The sequence below is a fragment of the Paenibacillus sp. FSL R5-0486 genome (assembly GCF_037975155.1).
In the GTDB taxonomy this organism is placed as follows: Bacteria; Bacillota; Bacilli; order Paenibacillales; family Paenibacillaceae; genus Paenibacillus; species Paenibacillus amylolyticus.
This window is the reverse complement of the sequence record NZ_CP150237.1, coordinates 583,682-605,876: the sequence shown is the minus strand read 5'-3', so window position 1 is coordinate 605,876 and position 22,195 is coordinate 583,682. Positions and strand designations below refer to the sequence as shown.

The 22,195-nt window shown below is 46.1% G+C and carries 16 protein-coding genes; 3 read left to right on the top strand and 13 right to left on the bottom strand.

The genetic code is table 11. The features are described from left to right. Positions 1-241: 241 nt before the first annotated feature. The 8 genes from MKY01_RS02830 to MKY01_RS02795 form a co-directional block, all read right to left on the bottom strand. Positions 242-1,999 (bottom strand): prolyl oligopeptidase family serine peptidase, encoded by a 1,758-nt coding sequence (locus tag MKY01_RS02830; protein ID WP_339285290.1) that lies wholly within the window; start codon positions 1,997-1,999, stop codon positions 242-244. Continuing rightward, positions 1,981-3,447, bottom strand: coding sequence for a hypothetical protein (locus MKY01_RS02825; RefSeq protein WP_127547760.1), 1,467 nt, complete (start codon positions 3,445-3,447; stop codon positions 1,981-1,983). Before MKY01_RS02825 ends, MKY01_RS02830 begins: the two co-directional genes overlap by 19 nt. Further along, positions 3,444-4,244 (bottom strand): hypothetical protein, encoded by an 801-nt coding sequence (locus MKY01_RS02820; RefSeq protein ID WP_339285288.1) that lies wholly within the window; start codon positions 4,242-4,244, stop codon positions 3,444-3,446. The genes MKY01_RS02825 and MKY01_RS02820 overlap by 4 nt, the downstream gene beginning before the upstream one ends. Further along, entirely contained in the window at positions 4,222-6,966 is a 2,745-nt protein-coding gene (locus tag MKY01_RS02815; protein ID WP_282319562.1) for a lanthionine synthetase LanC family protein, read from the bottom strand. Before MKY01_RS02815 ends, MKY01_RS02820 begins: the two co-directional genes overlap by 23 nt. A gap of 117 nt (positions 6,967-7,083) precedes the next feature. Beyond that, positions 7,084-7,221, bottom strand: a complete 138-nt coding sequence (locus tag MKY01_RS02810; protein ID WP_164783248.1) for a hypothetical protein — start codon at positions 7,219-7,221, stop codon at positions 7,084-7,086. Between the two features lie 185 nt (positions 7,222-7,406). Then, positions 7,407-8,678 (bottom strand): MFS transporter, encoded by a 1,272-nt coding sequence (locus MKY01_RS02805; protein WP_164783249.1) that lies wholly within the window; start codon positions 8,676-8,678, stop codon positions 7,407-7,409. Further along, positions 8,668-9,045 carry a hypothetical protein gene (locus tag MKY01_RS02800; RefSeq protein WP_282319563.1) on the bottom strand — a complete coding sequence of 126 codons (378 nt, stop codon included), beginning with the start codon at positions 9,043-9,045 and terminating at the stop codon, positions 8,668-8,670. Before MKY01_RS02800 ends, MKY01_RS02805 begins: the two co-directional genes overlap by 11 nt. Before the next feature lie 156 nt (positions 9,046-9,201). Further along, the gene (locus tag MKY01_RS02795; RefSeq protein WP_047840325.1) at positions 9,202-9,615 is read right to left on the bottom strand and encodes a GNAT family N-acetyltransferase; all 414 of its coding nucleotides are present in this window, start codon (positions 9,613-9,615) and stop codon (positions 9,202-9,204) included. Positions 9,616-9,726: 111 nt separating this feature from the next. Here MKY01_RS02795 and MKY01_RS02790 point away from each other — a divergent pair, with 111 nt between their 5' ends. After that, positions 9,727-10,611, top strand: coding sequence for a hypothetical protein (locus MKY01_RS02790; protein WP_127547770.1), 885 nt, complete (start codon positions 9,727-9,729; stop codon positions 10,609-10,611). 557 nt (positions 10,612-11,168) lie between these two features. Here MKY01_RS02790 and MKY01_RS02785 read toward each other — a convergent pair. Next, positions 11,169-13,880, bottom strand: a complete 2,712-nt coding sequence (locus MKY01_RS02785; RefSeq protein ID WP_339287073.1) for an S-layer homology domain-containing protein — start codon at positions 13,878-13,880, stop codon at positions 11,169-11,171. A gap of 364 nt (positions 13,881-14,244) precedes the next feature. Between MKY01_RS02785 and MKY01_RS02780 the strand changes: the two genes are divergently transcribed. Together MKY01_RS02780 and MKY01_RS02775 are read left to right on the top strand one after the other, a co-directional pair. After that, positions 14,245-16,566 carry a helix-turn-helix domain-containing protein gene (locus MKY01_RS02780; protein ID WP_339285285.1) on the top strand — a complete coding sequence of 774 codons (2,322 nt, stop codon included), beginning with the start codon at positions 14,245-14,247 and terminating at the stop codon, positions 16,564-16,566. A gap of 251 nt (positions 16,567-16,817) precedes the next feature. Beyond that, positions 16,818-18,458, top strand: coding sequence for an extracellular solute-binding protein (locus MKY01_RS02775; RefSeq protein ID WP_339285283.1), 1,641 nt, complete (start codon positions 16,818-16,820; stop codon positions 18,456-18,458). Positions 18,459-18,548: 90 nt separating this feature from the next. Here the strand turns inward: MKY01_RS02775 and MKY01_RS02770 are convergent, their stop codons facing one another. From MKY01_RS02770 to MKY01_RS02755, 4 genes are all read right to left on the bottom strand, one after another. Then, a complete protein-coding gene (locus MKY01_RS02770) occupies positions 18,549-18,788 on the bottom strand; it encodes a YezD family protein (protein WP_036607453.1) in 240 nt (79 codons plus the stop codon). A gap of 156 nt (positions 18,789-18,944) precedes the next feature. Further along, complete coding sequence (gene cysW, locus MKY01_RS02765; RefSeq protein ID WP_036607456.1) at positions 18,945-19,820, bottom strand: sulfate ABC transporter permease subunit CysW; 876 nt, start codon at positions 19,818-19,820, stop codon at positions 18,945-18,947. Between the two features lie 67 nt (positions 19,821-19,887). Then, positions 19,888-20,724 (bottom strand): sulfate ABC transporter permease subunit CysT, encoded by an 837-nt coding sequence (cysT, locus tag MKY01_RS02760; RefSeq protein ID WP_339285281.1) that lies wholly within the window; start codon positions 20,722-20,724, stop codon positions 19,888-19,890. 87 nt (positions 20,725-20,811) lie between these two features. Further along, positions 20,812-21,891: a sulfate ABC transporter substrate-binding protein gene (locus MKY01_RS02755; protein WP_036672174.1), complete on the bottom strand. Its 1,080-nt coding sequence runs from the start codon at positions 21,889-21,891 to the stop codon at positions 20,812-20,814. Positions 21,892-22,195: the final 304 nt, after the last annotated feature.

The window sequence follows — 22,195 nt, the reverse complement described above, 5'->3', positions numbered from 1 at the left end:
ATATCATCTTGTCAACTTACCGTTATTTTAATACTTAATCCTATTGTTATATACCTTAAACGGCTCACGCCATCTTAAACCGGATGTGACATCTTGTAAACGTTAATGTTCATTCTCTTAAGCTCTCCAACTATGCACCAGACCACGAACAACACTTCCCCTACCGCTTTTCCTTTCCATATCATTACCTTAAATATCGCCAAAAAAGCCGCATTTGCGGCTTCAACATCACGTATTTATCTTACGTGGATACTCTACTGCAGGTTAGAAAATCAACAGCCTTCTGCGCCCAGATTCGCTCCGAATAAACCTCATGCGCCATATCCTGTACAATATGAAGCTCAATTCTGCCTACAGCTCCAGACATTTGCTTGTTTTCCATGATGTCCAGATATAACCTCTCCGTCTGTTCTACGGGACATAGTTGATCAGCCTGACCGTGAATGAGCTGGATATCCACCTCACTAAGCCCGGATACATAAGCTGTTGGGCTTCTATCCCGCAGGGCAGATGGATCATGCAAAAGCTCACCGATTTCAGTTTCCAAAAATGATCTCAGCTTCGCTCCGCCGCCTGCGTACAGTCCTTCCAGATCCGTAAACGGTGCACAGGCAACCACAGTACTCCATAGCGCCGGACTTTTACCTGCTACCAGCAATGCCAGATAAGCCCCATAGCTCACCCCATAGAGAGATACGTTTGAATAGGAAGATAACATCTTCTCCCGCATGAATTGGACGACATCTGCATCCACGCCGCCCCAATCGTTCTGAATGCGCATCCTGTAATCCATGCCGAATCCTGAACTGCCGGGATAGTTCAGCCCGATGACCCGCACTCCTGCCTGATATAATCCGCTGATGACCGGACTAAAGCTGTCAAACAGGCAATTATGAGGCCCGCCATGAAGATAGATGACCACCTGTTCTGCATCCTCCGGGTGCATGTCCATGTACGGAATCATGTCATCCACATAACGAACCCATCCATAGATTACATCGGGTTCCTTGTCAGGATGCTTGCCAATTCTCTCATCTCGCTCAACCGAGAAATGGGGAATCGTACGCGTTTGTTCCGAAAACCGATATATCTCCGGCACCGGAGGACGTACGATAGATTCATATTTTCCGATCAACCCCTGCCTGTCCCTGCTGAGCACAGCCTGTGTCAAGATTCCTGGATAATCATACAGCTCATACCTCTTCTCTCTGTCCAATGTATATTGGACATATTGCCACCTGCCGCAGGTTATCCCTTCGCAGAGAACTAGCTGTTGATGTGGATCGAGCTGCATTCTAATCAGTTCAGAAAAGGGTTGGCTATCCCTTGAACATTCATGCACCCGATCCTCTCCTTGCCTGATCCATCCAGGCTGGAAACCATCTTCCATAGGAATAGAAACGGCTATCAGTTCCCCCTGCTTATCCATCACAGGGTAGGCATACTCCGTATAGGGTATTTCGGATGATGGAAGGATCTCTTCGGAATATGAATACACTCTTCCGAATCCACCAACGTTTACACCAACCTCTCGTGTTGATGCAGACCAGAATACAAATTGCGGGTTGTCCAGATCAGGAGTAACCCATCGCGCCTCATCCTTCTCGGGATCGTAAAGACCTATACGGACAGCTCCTGAACGATGTCTAATGGAAAATAGCAGAATTAATTGCCCCTCTTGCCAAGCGGCCTGCATCACAGGAAATGGAAACTTCACAAACAGGGTCTGAACCAGCCTTGCTTTCTCCTCATCCTCGTATAGATGGAGCCATTTCCCCACCTTGTCCTGTGTAATCACCAGAACACGGTTCCTGCCCATAAACTGAATATGCTGCGTGTGCTGATCTAACCCTATCCCATGTTCAGAAAGGCTCTGCCGACTATCAATCCGGCCTGTATCATCAAGACTGCACCATTCACATGTATTGTCATCATAGCCCAAGAGCATACTCGTTCGTTCCTTATTCACACTCATTCGTGTCAAGAATGGATAGCCCAACCGGATTTCCTCCTCTCATTCCAGTGTTTTAACTGCTCCCATCCCTCCAACTGCGATTCCAGTTTATTGATATACTGTTCCTGCGTGTATGCATCTAGGGGCGTAACGGTCCCCAGTCTGCCTAATGTTTCCCGAATCAATCTGATCTGTGGCAGACTGGCAACCGGCAGCCCCATCATCAATAGACGGTACACCCGGGATGCCCGTTCCTCTGATCCTAGAGTAATCAGCGCGCCAGCGATTTCCACGGCACGACCAAGCAGCTTGGAATGGATAGTGTTTGTCTTCATGCGTAACAATTGAATCAATAGTTCATATTCCTGCTCCTGCTCACCAAGCTGTTGATGCAGTATCATTTTTAATTGCAGTACATGCCCCAGCCAATCTACATACGCATCCACACATAACTTCTCCGCAGCCAGCAACGTCCTACCTGCCTCTGCATAGTGACCTGCCCGGAGCTGCAAGCCCGCAATGTTTAGTAGTGTCTGAATCTGAAAAACTCGCTTATCCGGTCCATCAGGAAGCTGGCGTATACGCTGACCCGCCTGTTGCTCCAACGTAATTGCGCGTTCTACATTGCCCTCTTGCATCTCAATTAATGCTTCACCATTATCAAGCGCAGCCCATTTCCCAGTACGATACGTTTCAGTTAGCTCTTCTTGGGCAATGATTTCACGAGCTTTCGAATAACAGTGTCGTGCTTCAGCATACTGCTTTCCGTTTTTGGTCAACAGCTGACCCAACTCAAACCAGAGTACTGCCTGCTGTGTTGCCGACAAACGTTGAAATAATGAATTATGGTCGAAAAAATGAAAACAGGACCTGTAGCGGGCCGGATCAGCCGATTTGGACAACAAAATCCAGGCCAGCCTATTGTAGAGCGCCAATGCGGCCTCTTTTTCCTTCCCTTTATCCTTACTTACCATTTGTAGATGTTCTTCCAACAAACGTCGGGTCTGATCAGGCGTATCCCTGACAAGGGATACCGGAAGTTTGGGGATGTCCTCAGGATTACTCGCCATGGTTGGATATCGATGAAAAAAAAGAACTACACTTACTCCCCTTAGTTTCTGTCGATACAGGATATAGTGGATGGCTCCCAGATCCGCAGGGTGAAGGTAGGAAGATACTTCAACCAGAACCCATTTCCGATTACTAGGCGTCCACCCTGATCTTTGGAATCTCAATAACGCATTTTTACACGCTACAAGATCATCTATTGGCTGAAATGGATTTAGTTGATAGATCAGCGGGAGAGTAGCATACGGATCACCAACAGCAATTTCTATAGCCTTATCCTGCCAATGCGTTCTCAGTTTGTGAATTTCATGTTTCACCGCATCCGATGTTCCTTCAACGACAAACAATCCAGGTTCATGACTCACACGAAACCATTTACTTCTCAGATCATGATAATCGGTACTTTCCAGTGAGACAGGCATCATGAACGTTCACTCTCTTTCGTGATTCGGCATACGTGTATAAGTTCAGGCACCTGTTGTAAATTCAGCGCCGTCATCAATTGATAACTGCCCCGGTTGTTTGCATCAAGTGAAGCTTTAATTCGCTGATCCGGATCTGAACTGCACCGATGGAGACCATATGCAGCAAGCCATCGGGCCCATCCTTGACGTTTCGCTTCTGGTATTGTGAATATATGAGCAAGGAGTACACTCCCAAACTCATCGCTTAACAGGCAGCCCCCAATCTTACTTCCCTCCAGTTCCACAAGCCCGGAACCTTTCAGCAACTTGCCATATACCCCCTGATAAATATCCCCGATAGCTTGACGAGCGGCTTCCCAACCTGGACAGGTAGGATCACTGGCCTGGAGCAAGTGTGCAAGGGAGTCCACCTGCCTCTCCGCAGACATCCAAACCGCATCTTCATTAGGCATAGCCGGCACGGGAACGTCCTTCAACTTGCCGAAAAATCGATACCGATGGGCAAGAACATCCGTCCGGTATCCAAGCTTCTCCCACGGAAATGAGGCAGGAGCAGTTGCATATAGAGAGGACCATGTGATTTTATCCAAAACGGATGACATCCGATCTTCCCAATAAGGATTGGAATGTGCTTCACTCCATAAATCCAATGTATACTGCCCTTCACCCTGATCAATTACCATGAACGAAGATAGGCTTTCGTCGTTTCCAGGTTCAACTGCATAATAGCGATCACCCGTCTTCCCTGATTCGTGCTGGCATTGTGGCAGGATATCAGATATGGATGTTAGCATCATACGCTTTTCCCTCCCTGTTATAATCGAAACCTGAATAAACCAGTGGTTCGGATGCAACAGACGGATAAAACCGGCGTAGCAGGAAGGTATAGATCCCCATATAACCGGTCATATAATCCGGGGAGAAGGACTCCATGTCCTCCAGAGGCCACATCCATATGTCTTCCTGTGGATCACTTCGCAATACATACAAGCTCTGTGTATACTCCGCTAGTTTGGTTTCATATCTGCCTGGGAACTTGCGGTTAGCCAAGAGTAGAAAATCTCCATTGCCTGCAATTCCGTGACACTGCCCAAAAGAAGCAAATACCGTTGCCTGTGCCACTGCATCCGCTGCTTGAAGACCAAGTCTGGTACAGAGGGGATCTTGTAAAATATCAGCCGCTGCCATCAAAAATCGACCTATACCCGCCGATCCATTACACCAATGTACCCAGAGTGTATCCGGTTTTTCCGGGGATGCAGGCCACAGGCTCACGCCATTCTGTCCTCCATAACTCGTACGATCAAGTGTATCTACAATTCGCTTCACAGCAGAATAGTACGCTTCCTTTCCTGTACGCTCCGCCAAGGCAAGCAAATAATATCCGATGCCTGCGATGCCATGAGAAAATCCAAGGGAATGATGGCCTTTTTTGTCCGATTTATCTTTCACTTTCCACAAACTAAATGATTCATCTGTCTGCTCTTCTTGTTCCAAAATATAAACACCCAGTTCCTCTGCTCTTGCCAGAAGTTCAGGGCGGCCGCCAATACGGTATATTTCAAGCAACATCAATCCCAACCCCGCTGCTCCGTGACTAATATTGGTCTGTACTGGCTCACGTCGGGTGATTTCCAATGCCAGATCCTCTGCACGTCGAAGCAACGATGGATCATTTATTCGTTCAGCTGTCTCTGCCAATGCCCAGGGAACAGCGCCATATCCAAAGTATAATGCTACAGGTGTCTCATCTGGAACGTAAGGGTGATTCGTCAATATCCATTCCAATACTTCATACGCATATTGATGGTATTGTCTGTTTTGTGTGATCTGACCAAGCTGATTAAAACCAAAGACCATCCCTGTCCAGCCAAAGTTGAAATTCGCCGGATGAAACATCTTGCTCATGCTGTTTTCCGGGAACAGTTGCAAGGGGTTATTAAAATCAAGAGAAGTATACAGTGTGTTTACCATACGCTCGGCCTGACGGAGTACTTCTTCTGGCTCCATATTGCATTCATCCTTCTCTATTCCATCCATGCTTCCTCCTGAATTGACCTCTTGCTGCTCCAGCAATGCAACCAGTGTTTCACGAATTTCTGATAACTCCACATGTCCGCCAGACATGATCTCGATGCCCAAACTTCCCAAGCCACGAAGTTGTGTATTACTCTGATGATCCAGATAAGCCTGTGCAGCTTCCAGATGAGATTGCTGGTATTTCAGATAGGGATCGATGGATGAAGCCATGTAATAGAAGACGCCTCCCAGTGCATACAGATCATCCGCATAACTGGATCGCCTGCTGTGCTCACGTCCCCGTGGCACATAGCCCGGAGTATGACCGGTCAATGGATCGGCCTGACCCTCATCACTTCTGACATAAGCCAGTTCAAGATCAATCAGGCGTACACTTCCATCCGTCAGCACAACAATATTGTTGGGCGTCAGATCATTGATCACAATTCCTTTATCGTGACATTGCTGCACTATATCAAGAATATGTATACCCATCCGATGCATATCCGCCCGGTTGTAATCTGCGGCTACATGTCTGCGATGGATATATTCACGCAAGCTGATGCTTTCAAAATACTCCAGAATCAGATAGCGGTTATTTTCAGTACTAAACAGATCAATCGGTCTTGGGGTAACCCCCGTATCCTTCATCAGATCAAGCACGCGATATTCATTATCCAGATAGTTATGAGCAGAGCGCCCACCACCGTCTACACGCATGCGGTAGACCGCTTCTTTCATGACAGCCTGTTCATAGGATGTGCCAGAGATGAGAAATACTCCTCCCTTGCCGGATTTCTTGAGTACACGTCTCACACGAATATTTCGTATACCAAACTCATTGTTATTAGAATTAGAATGACGAGAAGTTGGCCGATTCTTCTCCATCGCCTGAATCCGCAGTAACTCCTCAGGTTCATTCACCCACTCCGGTTTATACCTGCCAGGTGTTCTTCGATCCTCCTCCAGCTTACCTTCTGGATTCTGGATGGCATACACTTTTGCACCCGAGTACCGGTCATAGTAGAAACGATCAGTGAATGCACCATAACGATAAAATACACACTGGCTACCGAGGTATGCCCGATCTGTAGGAATAGCTGGTCCTTTCAGATCACTTGTACATGAATGCATTAGCTCAAGTAACTTCAAGAATTGCTTTTCGTCTCGTGCGTAGATGGTGACACACTTCCCCGTCTGAGGGAGAGGTATGGAACCGTTAGATGTTCCAATCAGTTTCAGACCGCTGCTCACTACTTTCCATTGCACATCATTTTCTGTAAGAACAGGTGCAATGCGTCGCAGCAATTCAGCTCCTTCCACAGGGATAACAGACAGATGAATTTTCCAGCCCTGTGCGGGAAGCCTTAATTCTTCCGGTCTAAAACAAATCCAATGGCCGTCATTCGACCATTGGATGGATTGGGGAAGTTCCCGGATTATATGTTCCAAAGCGTTCTCAAAGGCGTCCTTCCTGGGCGTTACGCTTGCGAATTTCAATGAGAATCACTCCTTTTTGGATAAAGTAAGAGGGGGAGGTACAATTATTTTAGTAATGCGCGAAAATCAAAGACTTATCTTTCAAATGATTCAGTGAATAGAGCGTTTAAGGAATTCCTAGCTCTCTACAACAATCGTTTCCGAGCTGGTCCAGCTGCACACTGTACACAAGCTTGTTTCCTCAAACATGTTGTTATCCTCTTCAACCTCTAGTGCCATCAAATCCTGTACAGATAAAATTTCCTTGTTTTCCATGATATATTACCTCCCATTTGTCTCCCCCTCTTATAAACCAAATTCTACATAAAATTTGATATTCCTTCTTTTTAATTGAATTATTTTACATAAATTATTTATAAAACCCATTTATTTCGCCTGATCATGTCAAATTATCGATTCCTCGGACTAAAAAGAGGCACAATGTGACATCAAATTCCAGACTACATCGAGGTCGTTTGTTGCTGGGTACGCTTGCTCCGTTCTTCACGGAAAGGTCGGACAAATAGGCTTGCCATGCCCATACAAATAACAAATGTACCAATCCCCATGTACACCCATGAAGGGTTGTACGTTTCAATGAACCACCCTCCCAGTAACAACCCAAGCGGATTACTAATGCCACTCATCAAGACACCCATACTGTTCATGACACGTCCTCTCTTTTCTTCCGGGGTGGATAAAAGAATGGAAGTCACCAGCGGTACATTCACAAGAGCAAGTCCCATCATCAACAAAAATGAACACGCAATCGCGATATACAGGTTAGGAAACATCGGCATGAGTAGCAAACTTGTACCTGAGATGAGGTAACTGATCAAAAACCAGTGAGCGAGTGAGAGTCGTTTGGCATATTTGCCACTGAGCAGAGAGCCTGCAATACTGCCAGCGGCAAAGGCTGACTGAAGCAGACCGTAGCCTTGTGGCCCGGCTTGCAGCACCATATTGGCAAAAATCGGCGTGAAAATGTGCAGTGGCGCACCTGCAAAATTGATAATGGCTCCAAAGATAATGCAGCAGGCCAAAATTTTACGGGAGAACAGGAATGTAATTCCCTGCATGCTATCTTTGACAAAACCAGAGACTCCTTTTTGCTTCACTACTTTGGTTACAGGGATGCGGATAAAGAAAATGGATATGGCGGATAGCAGAAACGTAACGGCATAGATGAACAGGATGGACTGAACGGAGATGAACGCGATCAATATGCCCCCTATGGCGTATCCAAGTAATTCAATCGTTTTGGAGGAAGAGTTCAGTAGTGCATGGGCTGGAGCTAATTGTTTTGCAGGTTCTGGCAAAATCGCGGGGATGACTGTCTGGGTTGCCGGATTGAACAAGAAACCAAGGATTGCAATGAGCAGATTGGCTGCGTAAATATGCCACGGAAGCATGGATCCTGTCATGAACAAAAGAGCCAATATGCAAGCTACGCCTGCGCGCAATATATCTGTCCAGATCAAAAGTTGCTTTTTCGGCAGACGATCACTGATCGTAGCCAAGGGAATGCCCAAAAATGCATAAATCAAGTACGGCAACATCGGAATCAGCGCGGCAGCAAGTGCCGACTCCGTTAATTGGAGGATATACCACATCGTTGCCATAGAAAATAAAATCTGCCCTGCGCCAGAAATCAATCTACCCACAAGGAGCACAACAAAAGAAGGAAGGCGCAAAACCGCTCGATAGCTGTCGCTGCGAATTTCATTTTTCATCTTTTTCACGCACCTCTCCCTCGTACGTAACAGATTCATCATCACTAATACGATGCAGACGCGTAACCAAACCTGAATCTCGAATGGTCTGTTGTATCTTGGCTTTTACCCGTTCCAGTTCAGCCGTATACTCGCGTATCTCGTTCAATAAGGTCTGATGGGTTCGTATACCCTCCCTAATCAACATTGCAGTCGCATCAGAACGGTTTTTGGCTAATTCAAGAAATACAAGCTGATCTATGATATCAATCTCTTCCTGACTTAATCGAACGGAAACAACTCCCTTGGCTCCCGAAAGATTTTTGTTCGCCTGCTCCACAGATCGTTCCACCATCTGGTTAAAATTAGCTTTCTGGTCATTGTACATATACATTTCCTCCATTCTTCACGAGTGCACCTGTATATCGTAATTTGTAAATCGTAAATTGGTTTTAATTTACATTATAACTGTAAATAAATGGTTGTAAAGCAAAAAACCTTTGGATATCCAAAGGCTCGCCGAATATGTTATTTAACTAGTTCACTAGTCTCCCTGCCTCCACCACATACCCTCCGATTTCGGGCTGGTGTATTCAAATCCAAATTGAGCATAAAGTTGATCAGCCGGAACATCCGCCAACAGGCTGACTAAACCACGGGCAGGTACTGCTTTACGCAGATAATTCATAATCTCGCTCATGATCAGTTTTCCATACCCCATTCCTTGAACATCCGGGTGTACAGCAATATCGACGACCTGAAAGAAACAACCTCCATCTCCAATCACTCGCCCCATGCCTATCAGCATATCCTCTTCACGCAGACATACGGCAAACAGGCTATTCCGTAATCCAATCTCTGCCCCTTCCCTGCTCATTGCACTAAGGCCGGCAATCTGCCGTAAGGCAAGATACTCCACCGCTGCGGGTGGTGTGTGTTCAATACTCACATGATCCATGAATTGTGCCCCTTTCTGCTTGAATTCATCTACTTCCTGTGTAATAGTGAGAGAAAGCTTACGTGAAGCGTGTTTCATGATACGCGAAGTTGGTGCAAAGGAGGAACAAGTGTGTTTCGTTGGATTGAAGATCTAACATCGCGCCCAGGCACTGTGGCTGTGCTGTTTGGAGTCATGGCTTTGCTTCTGGGGATATACATATGGTCTGCCACTGAAGTTCGCCGCAGCCACGAAAGGCGAATGAGAAGGATACGAGATACATTATACATAAGTACAGCCCTCTTGGGACAACTTACCATCCAGGAAAATCGGAATTATGAACGATCGGAACACGAACATGACGATCTGATAACAGCAATGTTAGCCTGCAAAGCTGCATCTTACCTATCTCCTCAGCTACAGGACCAGATCCGTGACTGTATTAAGGATCATGACCCTGCCAGAATCGGACTGATGCACAGAGCACTGGAACGGGAATGCACCGTATTATCGGATGAACTCAGCCGGGATACTCATGCAGATCATTGGGGCACAGCGGTCTGGACCATCCTTCGGCCTGCAGCCGAACCATTGGCACTAGCAGCCACAGGGTTTCTAGTTACAGATCTGATATTTCGTCAGCGGATGTTGGACGTCCATGTAGACTCATGGGACAGCATCTTGCCATGGATTCGCGCAACTTCCATAATGATCACCATAATATATGGTTACCTGCTCTGGGCCAGCCCACGACGGGATAGGTCACGTACAGTAACCAAAATGCTCTCCTTGCTGATCGCGCTATGCTCCTTGCTCCATCTGATTGGACTTGTTGCTGCGCCCTACGCACTGGGACTACAGCTGATTATATTCACTTCGGGTTTCGGGTTAACTGGGACACGCTCTCGAAGTGATCGCCCCTACGCAGGACATACGGATCTGGAACCAACGAAGCAAGTCTCTACGGAGATGGAAGGAAATACACGTCGTACATCTGGTACCAACACCGACGAATAACCTACGATTCAGCCCCTTCCTTATGATTAAACTTAGATACCCACATCGATGATACGAGACTTGGCCCTCCCTCGGCTGGATTTTCACCGATCAGGTCGTGTCTCCTTACTCGGCATGCTATACGATGATGGATGTCAGTGTCCCAAAATTATCGAACTCCCGTCTGGCTGTTCCTATTGAGTAACCAGTCGATTTTCTAAGGAACACAGGACGTCTTATATTACCTCTACAGCCTCTTTCAAAATTGTAAAGAACCTCAGACACGTTATTTCCCAAAATCGCTCGATAAAAACGCTCTAAAACGCCGTACATTTCGATATAACGTGTCTCAGATTCGTTGCGCTCAATCCCTGCTCATACTCTGTTCCAAGCGCGACTGAGAGGACACGCTCTAAATTCTTCAAGTACGCAAAAAGGGCTGAAACTACATTGTAGCTTCAGCCCTTTTCTATATTACTAATTTTGTCTTGCGAAGAATGATCGGAAAGTTATTCTGTCATCGAAGTCGCAAGTGTGACATTCTTTAGTTCACTTTATATCATGGATAATTACTTCACTTATTTGGCTACAACATGTGCAATGACGCGGCCCTTTTCGTACGTGACAGTCACGTCATAACCTTCGGCAGTTACACTGTCGAATTCACCTGTAATTCCATTAGCCGTGATTAACGTAATATCTTTGGAACCTTCAATCTTATAGTTGGACAAGTCGAGTTTGAGACTTCCTCCATCGATATAGAGCTTTCTGCCGACATTCAGCTGACTGTTGTTGTCAGTCACTACCAATTCCAACGTACCGTTATCCATGGTAAAGTTCCTATTTAAGTTGAGTGCTCCGTCGACATCAACGACAACTGTTCCATTTTCTACATACAGATCACCTGTACCAAAAGCAGTTGCAGATTCAGCTACCAGCGTTCCTGCTTGCAGCAATGTTCCGCCAGTGTAGCTATTTTTCCCTGTCAATGTAAGGGTGCCTGTCCCCTTTTTCGTGAGCATTCCACTACCGGTGATATCATTTCTCCACCAGTCTTCTGCATTGAAGCGCCCTTTGGAAGCGTCCATATCCACAGTTACATTGTTCAAGAATGCGCCGTAGCCATCCGCAGCCGTGACCAGATCAATTCTACCCCAGCCCTTGGATTCATCCAGTACAGGATATCCAGAGTCAATGGATGTTGTATACAATACTTGTCTGCGTTGCTCATCTGTTAAATACGGTTGACGTGTTTCTAACAGGGCTTCTGCTCCTTGCGGTACAACTGGAGCCAAACCTTTGGTTCCGGTTTGTGGTAGACCGTAAGTCATCTTTTCTCTATAGAAGGCTTTATTGGCATCATGATCTTCCCATTTGTGTTCATCGTAAGCACTCTTGAACGTGTAATCCTCAGTTACGGTGTGTGCATACTCATACAGATTCATATTTTTTTCCTTGGCTGCAGCTCCAAATACTTCTCCTGCATTCTCATAACCTTTCTCTAACACATCTTTGTTCTCAGCCTGATTAAGTGCATATGCAGCCATGGCTGTGGATTGTATTCTTCCTCCGATAACATCAAGCGGTGAGTGCATCCCCGTTACAATTCGATTCTCGCCCAACTGAGCTGCTCTCGTTAACAATTCAGTGAATCGTTCTGGTGTAGCGTATGCCAAAGGAAATACGGATAAGTAAGCTGCACTGGTATGTCCGCTCGGAAATGCGCCATCTTTCCCTCTTCCATCCTCAGCGATTCGTTTGACATAAGTTAACGCAGGAATAAGTTTAACGTTAGTTTCGTATTGCTGGTAATGTTTTTCTCCTGTTGATTTGGTGCCGCCTGAAGCCAAAGGTACTTCTTTTTTCTCACCTTCGCCCAAGGTTTCCCATACAGGCAGTCCTTTGCTGTCAACAACTTCTTTCACTTCTCCATTGGAATTCATTCTCCACGGTCTAGGGGAAGAGTAGAAATATTTAGAGGGATTAGATGAGGCAGGAATTTTGAATCGAACCAGATCAACTAAATGAACCAAGTCTGCAAGTTCCGTCTTTGCTTCCCAATCTCCAATGCCTTGGCTTTCATCTTCCACTGTTTCTTCGGTCAATACCACATTCATCTCGTCCACCGTTCGTTCAACGTTTGTCTTTGGCTTGATGATATCTACATACGTGTTAGCCAACGGACCAAAGCCCTCCATCACGCTATAGATCTTATCTCTTTGGTCATCATAATAGGCTGCCAATGTCTCTTCACCTGTGCGATTTTGCGTGACCTTTTCTACATATTTGATATTGGCTTCCCAAGTTGCTTTGTTTCGGATCTCTTCATTTGCATATGTTTTCTGATCAGCAACAGCTACGGTTGGATCATTCTTAAAGCCGTCATAATATGGAGTCGGTCCATCTCCATACTTTGCATTTTTCCCGTCAGCTCCAATTTTAGTTGCCGCTGTTCCATCTCTCCAATCCGCTAGGTTCATGGACCATACTTGATCAAAACCGTCTAAAATATCAATAAACGGATTGGTTTCCGCAATATTTTTCAAGGTGTCGTCTCCGGCATTGGCTCCGTGCTTCACGGCGGATAACCGAGCTTCATCTGCTGGGGGATTAACATTCAGAACGGTTGCCGTTCCTTTTGGCTTAGCTGGTTTGGCAGCTGTAGTAGCATCTGTTTCCACAGCTTTAACGAGCGCAGACACCGCTTCGGCACGAGTAATGGAATTAAGCGGTTTGAAGGTTCCATCTGCATATCCGGAGATAATTTTCGTTGCTGCCGCTCCACCTACAGCTCCCTTGCTCCACGCCGCTATAGACGATGAATCGCTAAATACATTCGCTGCTGTTTCATTTAACTCCAGATTCAAAATGCCAGCGATCACTTTAGCTGCTTCTTGACGGGTGATCGGATCTTGCGGCTTCATTGTGCCATCGGTGTATCCATCTATATATCCATTCGCATTTGCAATAGAAATTGCTTCGTAATACCATGCACTCTCAGACACATCATTAAAGGTAATTTTAGCTTGTCCGGAATATCCAAAAGCACCGTTTACCAAATTCATAAATTCTGCTCTTGTAATATACGTATTCGGTTTAAATGAATGATCCAGGTAACCTCGAATTAATCCTTCATCACCCCATGCTTGAATATTTGCTTCCGCCCAGTGTCCCTTAATATCAGAGAACTGAATCTTCTGATCGGCTGCAAAACTTTTCTCTGCAAATGTCGGACCTACCATAGACAACATTAGAAGTAATGCCAGTGACTTTTTAAGTGGTTTTCTCATGGCTTGCAAATACACGCTCCCGTTATGGTAAATTTTTTTTTTGCTTCTGCATCTGCAAATGAGTAAGAAAGACTCTATACAGATGTCTGATCTGCCGTTACTGTAGCATTAGGGAGCGTTTCGCATCTATAGAACAAATTCCGTTTTATATCAAAATCGTACGTTCCGGAGCTTATATGCCAAGAAAAATGGAGCTAGATACTACATTTATCAATTAAAATACCTACTTTTGTAAACGCTTTATTAACTGAAAGTAAATTATGGAGTGGGAGTTTGTTAAATTTCGATCAACATGATTTCTAGTCCTCGGCCTGCTATATAATGATGAAGTTGTTTAGAAAAGAGACATGAAGGGGGAAAAAGAATGCATAAGCCATTTCAAACTGTAAGATCCAAGATGGTTCTTTCCTACCTTGCTGTTGTTCTTGTCATTGCACTTCTTTTCGGCTCCATTCTATACCTCTTCTTCTCCCATCAATACAGCAAAGAGATTCGAATCAATAATCAGCTGTCACTGAAAAGCACTGTCAATTATATTGAGAGCTCCGTTATCCAGAAGGTGAATCAGGTCTATCTGTCCCTGGCACTCGGTAACGCCGCTAGTATCGATTTAGATAGCTTAAAAGGAAACCATAGCAAAATCCTGGACATCGAACAGTCCCTCAAAAATATGGTGCAAAATTATTCCGATCTCATTGAAGCTATTCATGTGTACGATACGAAGAACCACTTCATCGTCTCATCTGTATATGGGCTATTGCTCTATGAGGACACGCCTTCGAGTATGGATCATACGACGGATTGGATTGCTGCGATGAAAGAGACTTCAGAAAGCTCCTTATGGATGAAGACTCGCATGGTGCCTCAGGATGTTTATATCGAATCACGGGAACAAGGCAAGATGAGTCCTCTAATTTCCTATGTCCATAGTTACCCGTTTCAATCGTCTGGACAAGACAGTAAGGCCATGATTGCAATTGATATCAAAGAATCAGCGATCAGTCAGATCATTAAAAATATGCTCCCTGCTGACTATGCGAATACATTAATCATCGATCAGGACGGAACCGTCATATCTGCCGCGGACAAAACGTTGATAGGCAGCTCCACGGAGGAGAATCTGACGCAGTCGCTGCTCACCTTTCATACTTCAGATGAGAGCTTCACACCTGTATTTAACTATGACTCTCATGTCGTTACCCAAGATCAATTTAAAGGAAATGCATGGAGAATCTACACAACCACACCTAATGAAAGCTTCTATTATAAATTGGATAGCTTGAAGGAGATTTCGGTTCTTCTCGGTTTATTGGCTGTTGCGGTTGGAATAGCGATGTCGTCCATCTTTACCAGGGCCAACTATAGTCCTCTTAAACGAATCATGAATAACATCAAGAGCCGGATGGATAGCCCAACCAGCTTAAAGCAGGACGAATATCGGTTCATCGATACAACGTTTAACAGTCTGTCCAATAAAGTTGATAGTCTTGAAGAAACTTTACAGGCCAATCACAGAATGATTAAGCATAGTATCATGCTCAATATGTTAAATAACCGATTTACACCCGAGGAACTTACGGAACAGCTCCAGTCTATTCACATTTCAATGGCCTACTCTCGCTTCCGTTGCATCGTCATTGACCCTGTTAATGAGAAGTGGAAGGATCTGCAACCACGACAGTTGCAGCATACGTTGTATACGATGATCCAGCAACTGGAGATCGCAGAAATGGATGGAACTCAACTGCTGGCAGAGGAATTGCAGGATCACAAAGTAGCAGTAATCATCTGTACCAACCAACCCGAAGAACCGCTCTCTGATCACATTGTAGACTTTATTCACGCTGAGGCGATCAGCAGATTTGGTCTGGAATTTGTACTATCGTTAGGCGGATGGGTAGAGCACTTCACGAAGATTCACACAAGCTATCATCAGGCGAATACCCTGATTCGATACAGCTACTTCTTCCCCGAGCAGTCTGCCATTCAGGATCTTGATCTTCTGAACAGGGAAGCCAGCAGTTTGGAAATACCGGAGTCATACCTCGTAAACTTTGAAAAGAAATTACAGACTCGGGATGTGCAAGGTACGGTTCAGGCCATTCAGGAATTGGTCGCGACAATAAAAGAAGGCCCCTATTCAGCCGAATACAGTCGGATCATCTTATTAAAAACGGTATCTATTTACGCTGAGTGTGTTAATCAGGTGCGCCTGCAACCCACCGAGGCGAGTTCATTGAATATGTACAAGCAATTTTCATTGTTCTACAATATCAACCGATACTCGGAATGGATGATTCATCTCGTGACCGAATTTGTGATGCAGATGGAGAAGCGAAGCGAGGTACGAAGTGTGGATACCATCTCGGCTGTCAAAGCCTATATTCACGAGCACTTATCAGGCGATCTCACGCTGGATCATGTCTCAGAGCAAGTATTCATCAGCCCTAAATATCTGAGTAAACTTTTCAAGGAAGAAACCGGGATTGTTTATTCCGAATATGTTACGAATCAGAGAATGGAACGCGCACGGGAACTCATGACACAACGCGAAATTACGGTTGAGCAGGTCGCAAGTACGGTTGGTTACCGTACCCCTGCTTATTTCATTAAAAAGTTCAAAGAAATTCACGGCTGTACGCCAAAAAACTTCATGCGCAATCTAATGGAACAGGGATCTATATAGGATCAATTTAACATTTACACAAAAACGGAGAGGACAGAAAGAACCTGAAGAAGCGAAGCGTTCGCCTAAAAGCTTTCTGAAAGAAAGCTACTTCGGAAGCATACGCTATTCCCGGATTTCTTCCTTTAGAGAAGGAATCAAAAGAAATCTGGGAATAACAGCGATCGGAAGGTTGTTCTGTCATCGGAGTGTCCGTGTAAATATTCTTTGATTAAACCTATATAGAATTTGAAATCAGGAAAGGAGCTGCTATGAACATCAACCATTTAAGAACGCTATGTCTATTGATTGCTACATCTATTCTTATAGGATTGATGAGCGGTTGTACCTTTCTAAACAGGGAAGGATCACAAGTGCAACAGCAGGAACATTTGGCAAGCGCTGAGAAAGATACAGCACCGCAGTATACGATATCCTGGACCATGCATCAAAATATCCCTGTTCCTGAAGACGCTGAGATGATTGCATATATTGAGGATCGGTTTGATGTCGATCTGGAGGTGTGGAACCTTGAGAACAAGCGGTATGAGGAACTGCTGGATCTGGAGCTTGCTCAAGGGAAAATACCGGATCTTTTCCGGATCAGACAACCACATGATCTGCTTAAGTATCAAATGCAAGGGGTCTTAGCGGAAATTCCCCCGGAAGTTCTTGAACAATATGCGCCAAATATCGTACAGCGAATTCGCGATTATGATTCACGTTACCTAGAGTATGGAAAAATAAACGGTGGCTTATATGGAATTCCGGCCATTAATCAGACCAACATCTATCGAACCCCTGTTGTATACCGAGAGGACTGGCTTAAGCAGCTTGGTCTGGAGGTGCCAAAAACATTAGATGAATTTGAAACGGTTATGTATGCCTTTGCCAAAGATGATCCGGACGGGAATGGTAAACAGGATACGTATGGCCTTTCCAGAGAGGGCTTAAATGTTGTGTTTGGCGCTTTTGGACAGTCCGTTTTCACCGAGCAACTGTATTTTAATGAAAAAAACAACCAACTCGTGATCGGTGCTTTGGAGCCTGAGATGAAAAAAGCCCTGACTTATATGCAAAAGTGGTATCGGGACGGGATTATCGACCCTGAGTTCATAACCGGTGAAAACAAAGGTGGCTATAAACATCTATCCCATGCTTTTATTAATGGAAAAATTGGGATGACCTCGATGGGCAACTATTATCATTGGAATCAAGAGGGAGACTATAGTGTCCTTAATGAAAATGGCCAAGAAACCCCTGTGGGAGCCTCGTTCAATGTCAGTGAGCTACTACAGAAGAACGCAACTGCAGAGGTTGTATTTGGTTCTCCTGTTATTGGTCCTGAAGGACATAGCGGTTCAAAAGGGAACAATCTGCTGATGAATTTTATTGCTATAGGTGCTGAGGCTGCAAAGGAGCCGGGAAAACTGGAGAAAATTTTGGAGATACTCGATTATGTAAGTGCCAACCCCGATCCGGAGGAGCAGATCAAAATGGAGTATGGCCTTCCAGGAAAACACTGGAATTGGAGCGCTGAAGATTCAAACTCGTTCCATTTACTTTACCCATACAACAGAATGGAGAATTATATTAATATGATCGGCTCAAGTATCGGCATGACGGTTCCAGGTACACCCTCGGATAAACGTGAACAGTGGGCTGCATCTGCAGGGTTGACGGAGAATGGTATCTATAATCGCCTGGAGATTGCAACCCCTGCCCTGATTCAATATTCATCTGAATTGATTCGCATGAGAGACAGAGCGTACATCTCCATCATCACTGGCGATCAGCCTGTGGGGTATTTCGATACCTTTGTGGAAGAATTCATGGATGCAGGTGGGCAACAGGTACTGCTCGAAGCGAATCATTGGTATAAGGAGCATATGGAGACAAGTCGTGCCCAATAGGTAGGATGGTTTGGAACATGCATTTCCCATGAGTTTCTGGATTTTACATGTGTTCCTATGCACCTATCTTCGCTTCCCTCACGTCACTCTCTATCCCTTCGCACTCGCATTTGATCCGCGTAGTGAACGGGCTGAACTGCTTCGTGCCGTGCTTCCGGATTTGGAGGCGCTGCCTGAGGGCGTGTTTTCAAAACGCTTGCGTTCGGTCCGCTCCATCTGCACAATCTGACCTTCGTGCACCACGATATGCAATGAACCAAACTCCATGTCATTCAGCTGTCCGGCAATTCGGTCCAACCATACCTCATCCACTTTTAACGGCTTAGCCATAGAGCCGCCTCCTCTTCTCGGGCTATTGCCCGCCATATTCCTAAGTACGCTGTCATCCAACGGATTTATAAATCATTCTTATCCAACCTATATACTTGGTTTATACATTAGCAGGGCTTCCAGTAGCTGTCAATCTGTATTTTCTTCTTCTCATAATCACTTTTCTGAAACGGCTTTGTGTCCAAGCCAGCTCTTGAGTAGCAACGTGGCGAGAGCCAGAATCAGGAGCAGGGAAGCTACGGCAAACGAAGCCGAAAATTGATATTCGTTATACAAAATCTCGACATGAAGTGGTAACGTATTCGTCTCCCCGCGGATATGTCCAGACACCACAGATACTGCTCCGAACTCGCCCATGGCACGCGCATTACACAGAATAATGCCGTACAGCAGCCCCCATTTGATGTTGGGCAAGGTTACACTCCAGAAGATTCGCCACCCGGAAGCACCTAGCGTAACCGCCGCTTCCTCTTCCCGGGTTCCCTGGTCCTCCATTAGTGGAATCAACTCCCTCGCTACGAACGGGAAGGTAATAAACAGCGTTGCAATGACAATGCCTGGCAGCGCAAAAATGATTTTGATATCATGCTCGGACAGCCACGGCCCTAACCACCCATTCGAACCAAAGACCAATACAAAGATCAACCCGCCCACCACAGGCGAAATTGAAAAAGGAAGATCAATCAGGGTGATCATGAGTCCCTTGCCCTTGAACTGGAACTTGGTAATGACCCATGCAGCGGCCACACCAAATATCGTATTCAGCGGCACGGTAATCGCCGCAACCAATAACGTGAGTTTCAGTGCAGACATGGCATCCGGCTCGGTAAGAGCCGCAATGTACACACCCCAGCCCTGCTTCAACGCCTCCATGAGCACAATGGCCAGTGGCAAAATAAGCAGCCATATGAGTACCAGGCTTGCCAGTCCAATCAACAACCATTTGACCCATGGAGCTTCTGTTGTTGCACGGTTAGTTCCACGCCCGGTCTTTACGGGTGGAACAGGGCTCAGTGGAACGGACCCCGCCATATGCTGCACCTCCTTTGGTTTGGGTGAGTGACATCTGATTGTATCCATAATCCATCATGCTTCATTGTCATGCTCTGCCCGCCTTCCGGCTCCAACGTTGCAAGGAATTAATGATCAGCAGCAGGATGAAAGAAACCAGAAGTAGCAACAAAGCTACAGCTGTAGCGCCTGCATAATCGAACTGCTCCAACTTGGCCATGATCAGCAAGGGAGCAATCTCCGTTTTCATCGGCATATTGCCTGAGATAAATACAACCGAGCCATATTCGCCAATGCCCCGGGCAAAAGCCAGAGCAAAACCCGTCAGCAGCGGTGGAATCAGATCTGGCAACAGAATCGTGCGGAATATCCGCCATCTTCCTGCCCCCAGTGTGGCAGCCGCCTCTTCCACCTCAGCCTCCAGCTCCTCCAGCACCGGTTGCACCGTGCGAACTACAAACGGAATTCCAATAAACATCAGCGCCAGCGTAATCCCGGCCTGTGAATAAGCGAGCTTGATGCCCAAAGGCTCTACAAACTGCCCAATCCAGCCATTGCCGGCATAGATCGCCGTAAGAGCAACCCCTGCTACCGCTGTCGGCAAGGCAAAAGGCAGATCAATGACCGCATCAAACAACCTTTTGCCCGGAAATTCATACCGAACAAGCACCCATGCCAGGAGTAACCCCAGCACGAGATCAATCAGCGCCGCTGTACCTGCGGTCAGGAAGCTGACCTGGAAGGAAGCCAGCACCCTGGGATTGGTCGCAACCTCCATCATGGTTGCCCACGTCAGCCCTGTGGAGTTAAATAACAGCGCAGCCAGTGGAATAAGTACAACCAGGCTCAGGTAGAACACACTGTAACCCATCGTTAATCCAAATCCCGGCAATGTGCGTCTCCGCGCCACAACCACCTTGCTCATGCACGTTCATCCTCTCTGCCTTCAGCCGGTAAGGCTGGTTGGCCGCTCACAGCGCGATTGATCGGGTGTTCATTGAACAGAGCAACCTTAGCTGCCTGGAACATAGATCTGGTCGAAGATACCACCGTCATTAAAATGTTTGGCCTGAGTATCCCGCCATGTGCCGAATACATCTTTCAACGTGAACAGCTCAAGTGCCGGGAACTGATCTTTGAATTTTTCCTCCACGCTGTCCAGCGTTGGGCGGTAATAATTTTCAGCAGCAATCGTCTGTCCTTCTTCACTGTACAAATATTTCAGATAGGCATCCGCCACGTCGCGGCTTCCTTTTTTGTCTGCATTTTTGTCCACAATCGCAACGGGCGGCTCTGCCAAGATACTAACCGAAGGCACGACAATGTCGAATTTGTCCGGACCCAGCTCTTTTACCGATAAAAAAGCTTCATTCTCCCAGGCAAGCAGCACATCACCAATGCCACGTTCAACAAACGTCGTTGTAGATCCGCGAGCACCCGAATCCAGCACAGGCGCATGTTTGAACAATTCACCAACGAATTCCTTCGCCTTCTCTTCATCATTGTTATTATGCTTAAGGGCATATCCCCATGCCGCCAGATAGTTCCAGCGCGCCCCGCCGGACGTTTTGGGATTCGGGGTGATGACTTGGGTATCCCCTTTGATCAGATCATCCCAGTCCTTGATGCCCTTTGGATTACCCTTACGTACAAGGAAGACAATCGTAGAGGTATACGGAGAGCTGTTATGCTCGTATTTATCCTGCCAGCCTTCATTAATCAGACCTTTATCTTCAATCGCATCAATATCGTATCCCAATGCCAGCGTCACCACGTCTGCATCCAGTCCGTCAATAACAGAACGACTCTGTTTGCCCGATCCCCCATGGGACTGCTTGATGGTCACTTCCTGGCCTTTCTCTTTCAACCAATGCGCCGCAAACGCTTTGTTATATTGCTCATAGAGTTCCCGCGTTGGATCGTAGGAAACATTCAGCAGCTCGATGGCCTTGGCCTTTTCTGTGTCGCCTTCCGATCCCCCCGATGTTCCTGCTGCACTGGACCCGCCGCTATCCGATCCGCATGCTGCCAGTACCCCTGTTAACACCAGTGCCAGACCAACCAAAATACCCTTATGAATTCTCTTTTTCATAAATAACACTCCCCCCGATATAGATCTGCATGACTACCTCAGGCCGGCTGAACAGGATCAAACGCCCCGTAAAAAACAAGAAGACGGAGGAACCCCCGCGCACTTCTCCCCATAAAGTCATGCCGGCTTAAAGGCCGTGCATGCTCCATCTGGAAAGGATGCGCTGCGGTGTTCCTCCGTCTATACGGTGAGAACGTTATTCTGTTCAGGTTGCATGGTTGCATCTGTCTGTAAAATGACTGTTTTCACAATGAAAACAAATTCATTTTTTTATTATTCCTACCTGTTTAGTAAGTTATATACG

Bases quoted from the DNA above. Each gene is read 5' to 3' on its own strand.
- MKY01_RS02805 (WP_164783249.1), bottom strand. From the start codon at position 8,678: ATGAAAAATGAAATTCGCAGCGACAGCTATCGAGCGGTTTTGCGCCTT.
- cysW (WP_036607456.1), bottom strand. From the start codon at position 19,820: ATGGCGGGGTCCGTTCCACTGAGCCCTGTTCCACCCGTAAAGACCGGG.
- MKY01_RS02810 (WP_164783248.1), bottom strand. From the start codon at position 7,221: ATGGAAAACAAGGAAATTTTATCTGTACAGGATTTGATGGCACTAGAG.
- MKY01_RS02820 (WP_339285288.1), bottom strand. From the start codon at position 4,244: ATGATGCTAACATCCATATCTGATATCCTGCCACAATGCCAGCACGAA.
- MKY01_RS02800 (WP_282319563.1), bottom strand. From the start codon at position 9,045: ATGTACAATGACCAGAAAGCTAATTTTAACCAGATGGTGGAACGATCT.
- MKY01_RS02795 (WP_047840325.1), bottom strand. From the start codon at position 9,615: ATGGATCATGTGAGTATTGAACACACACCACCCGCAGCGGTGGAGTAT.
- MKY01_RS02775 (WP_339285283.1), top strand. From the start codon at position 16,818: ATGAACATCAACCATTTAAGAACGCTATGTCTATTGATTGCTACATCT.
- MKY01_RS02825 (WP_127547760.1), bottom strand. From the start codon at position 3,447: ATGATGCCTGTCTCACTGGAAAGTACCGATTATCATGATCTGAGAAGT.
- MKY01_RS02780 (WP_339285285.1), top strand. From the start codon at position 14,245: ATGCATAAGCCATTTCAAACTGTAAGATCCAAGATGGTTCTTTCCTAC.
- MKY01_RS02785 (WP_339287073.1), bottom strand. From the start codon at position 13,880: ATGAGAAAACCACTTAAAAAGTCACTGGCATTACTTCTAATGTTGTCT.
- MKY01_RS02770 (WP_036607453.1), bottom strand. From the start codon at position 18,788: ATGGCTAAGCCGTTAAAAGTGGATGAGGTATGGTTGGACCGAATTGCC.
- MKY01_RS02755 (WP_036672174.1), bottom strand. From the start codon at position 21,891: ATGAAAAAGAGAATTCATAAGGGTATTTTGGTTGGTCTGGCACTGGTG.
- cysT (WP_339285281.1), bottom strand. From the start codon at position 20,724: ATGAGCAAGGTGGTTGTGGCGCGGAGACGCACATTGCCGGGATTTGGA.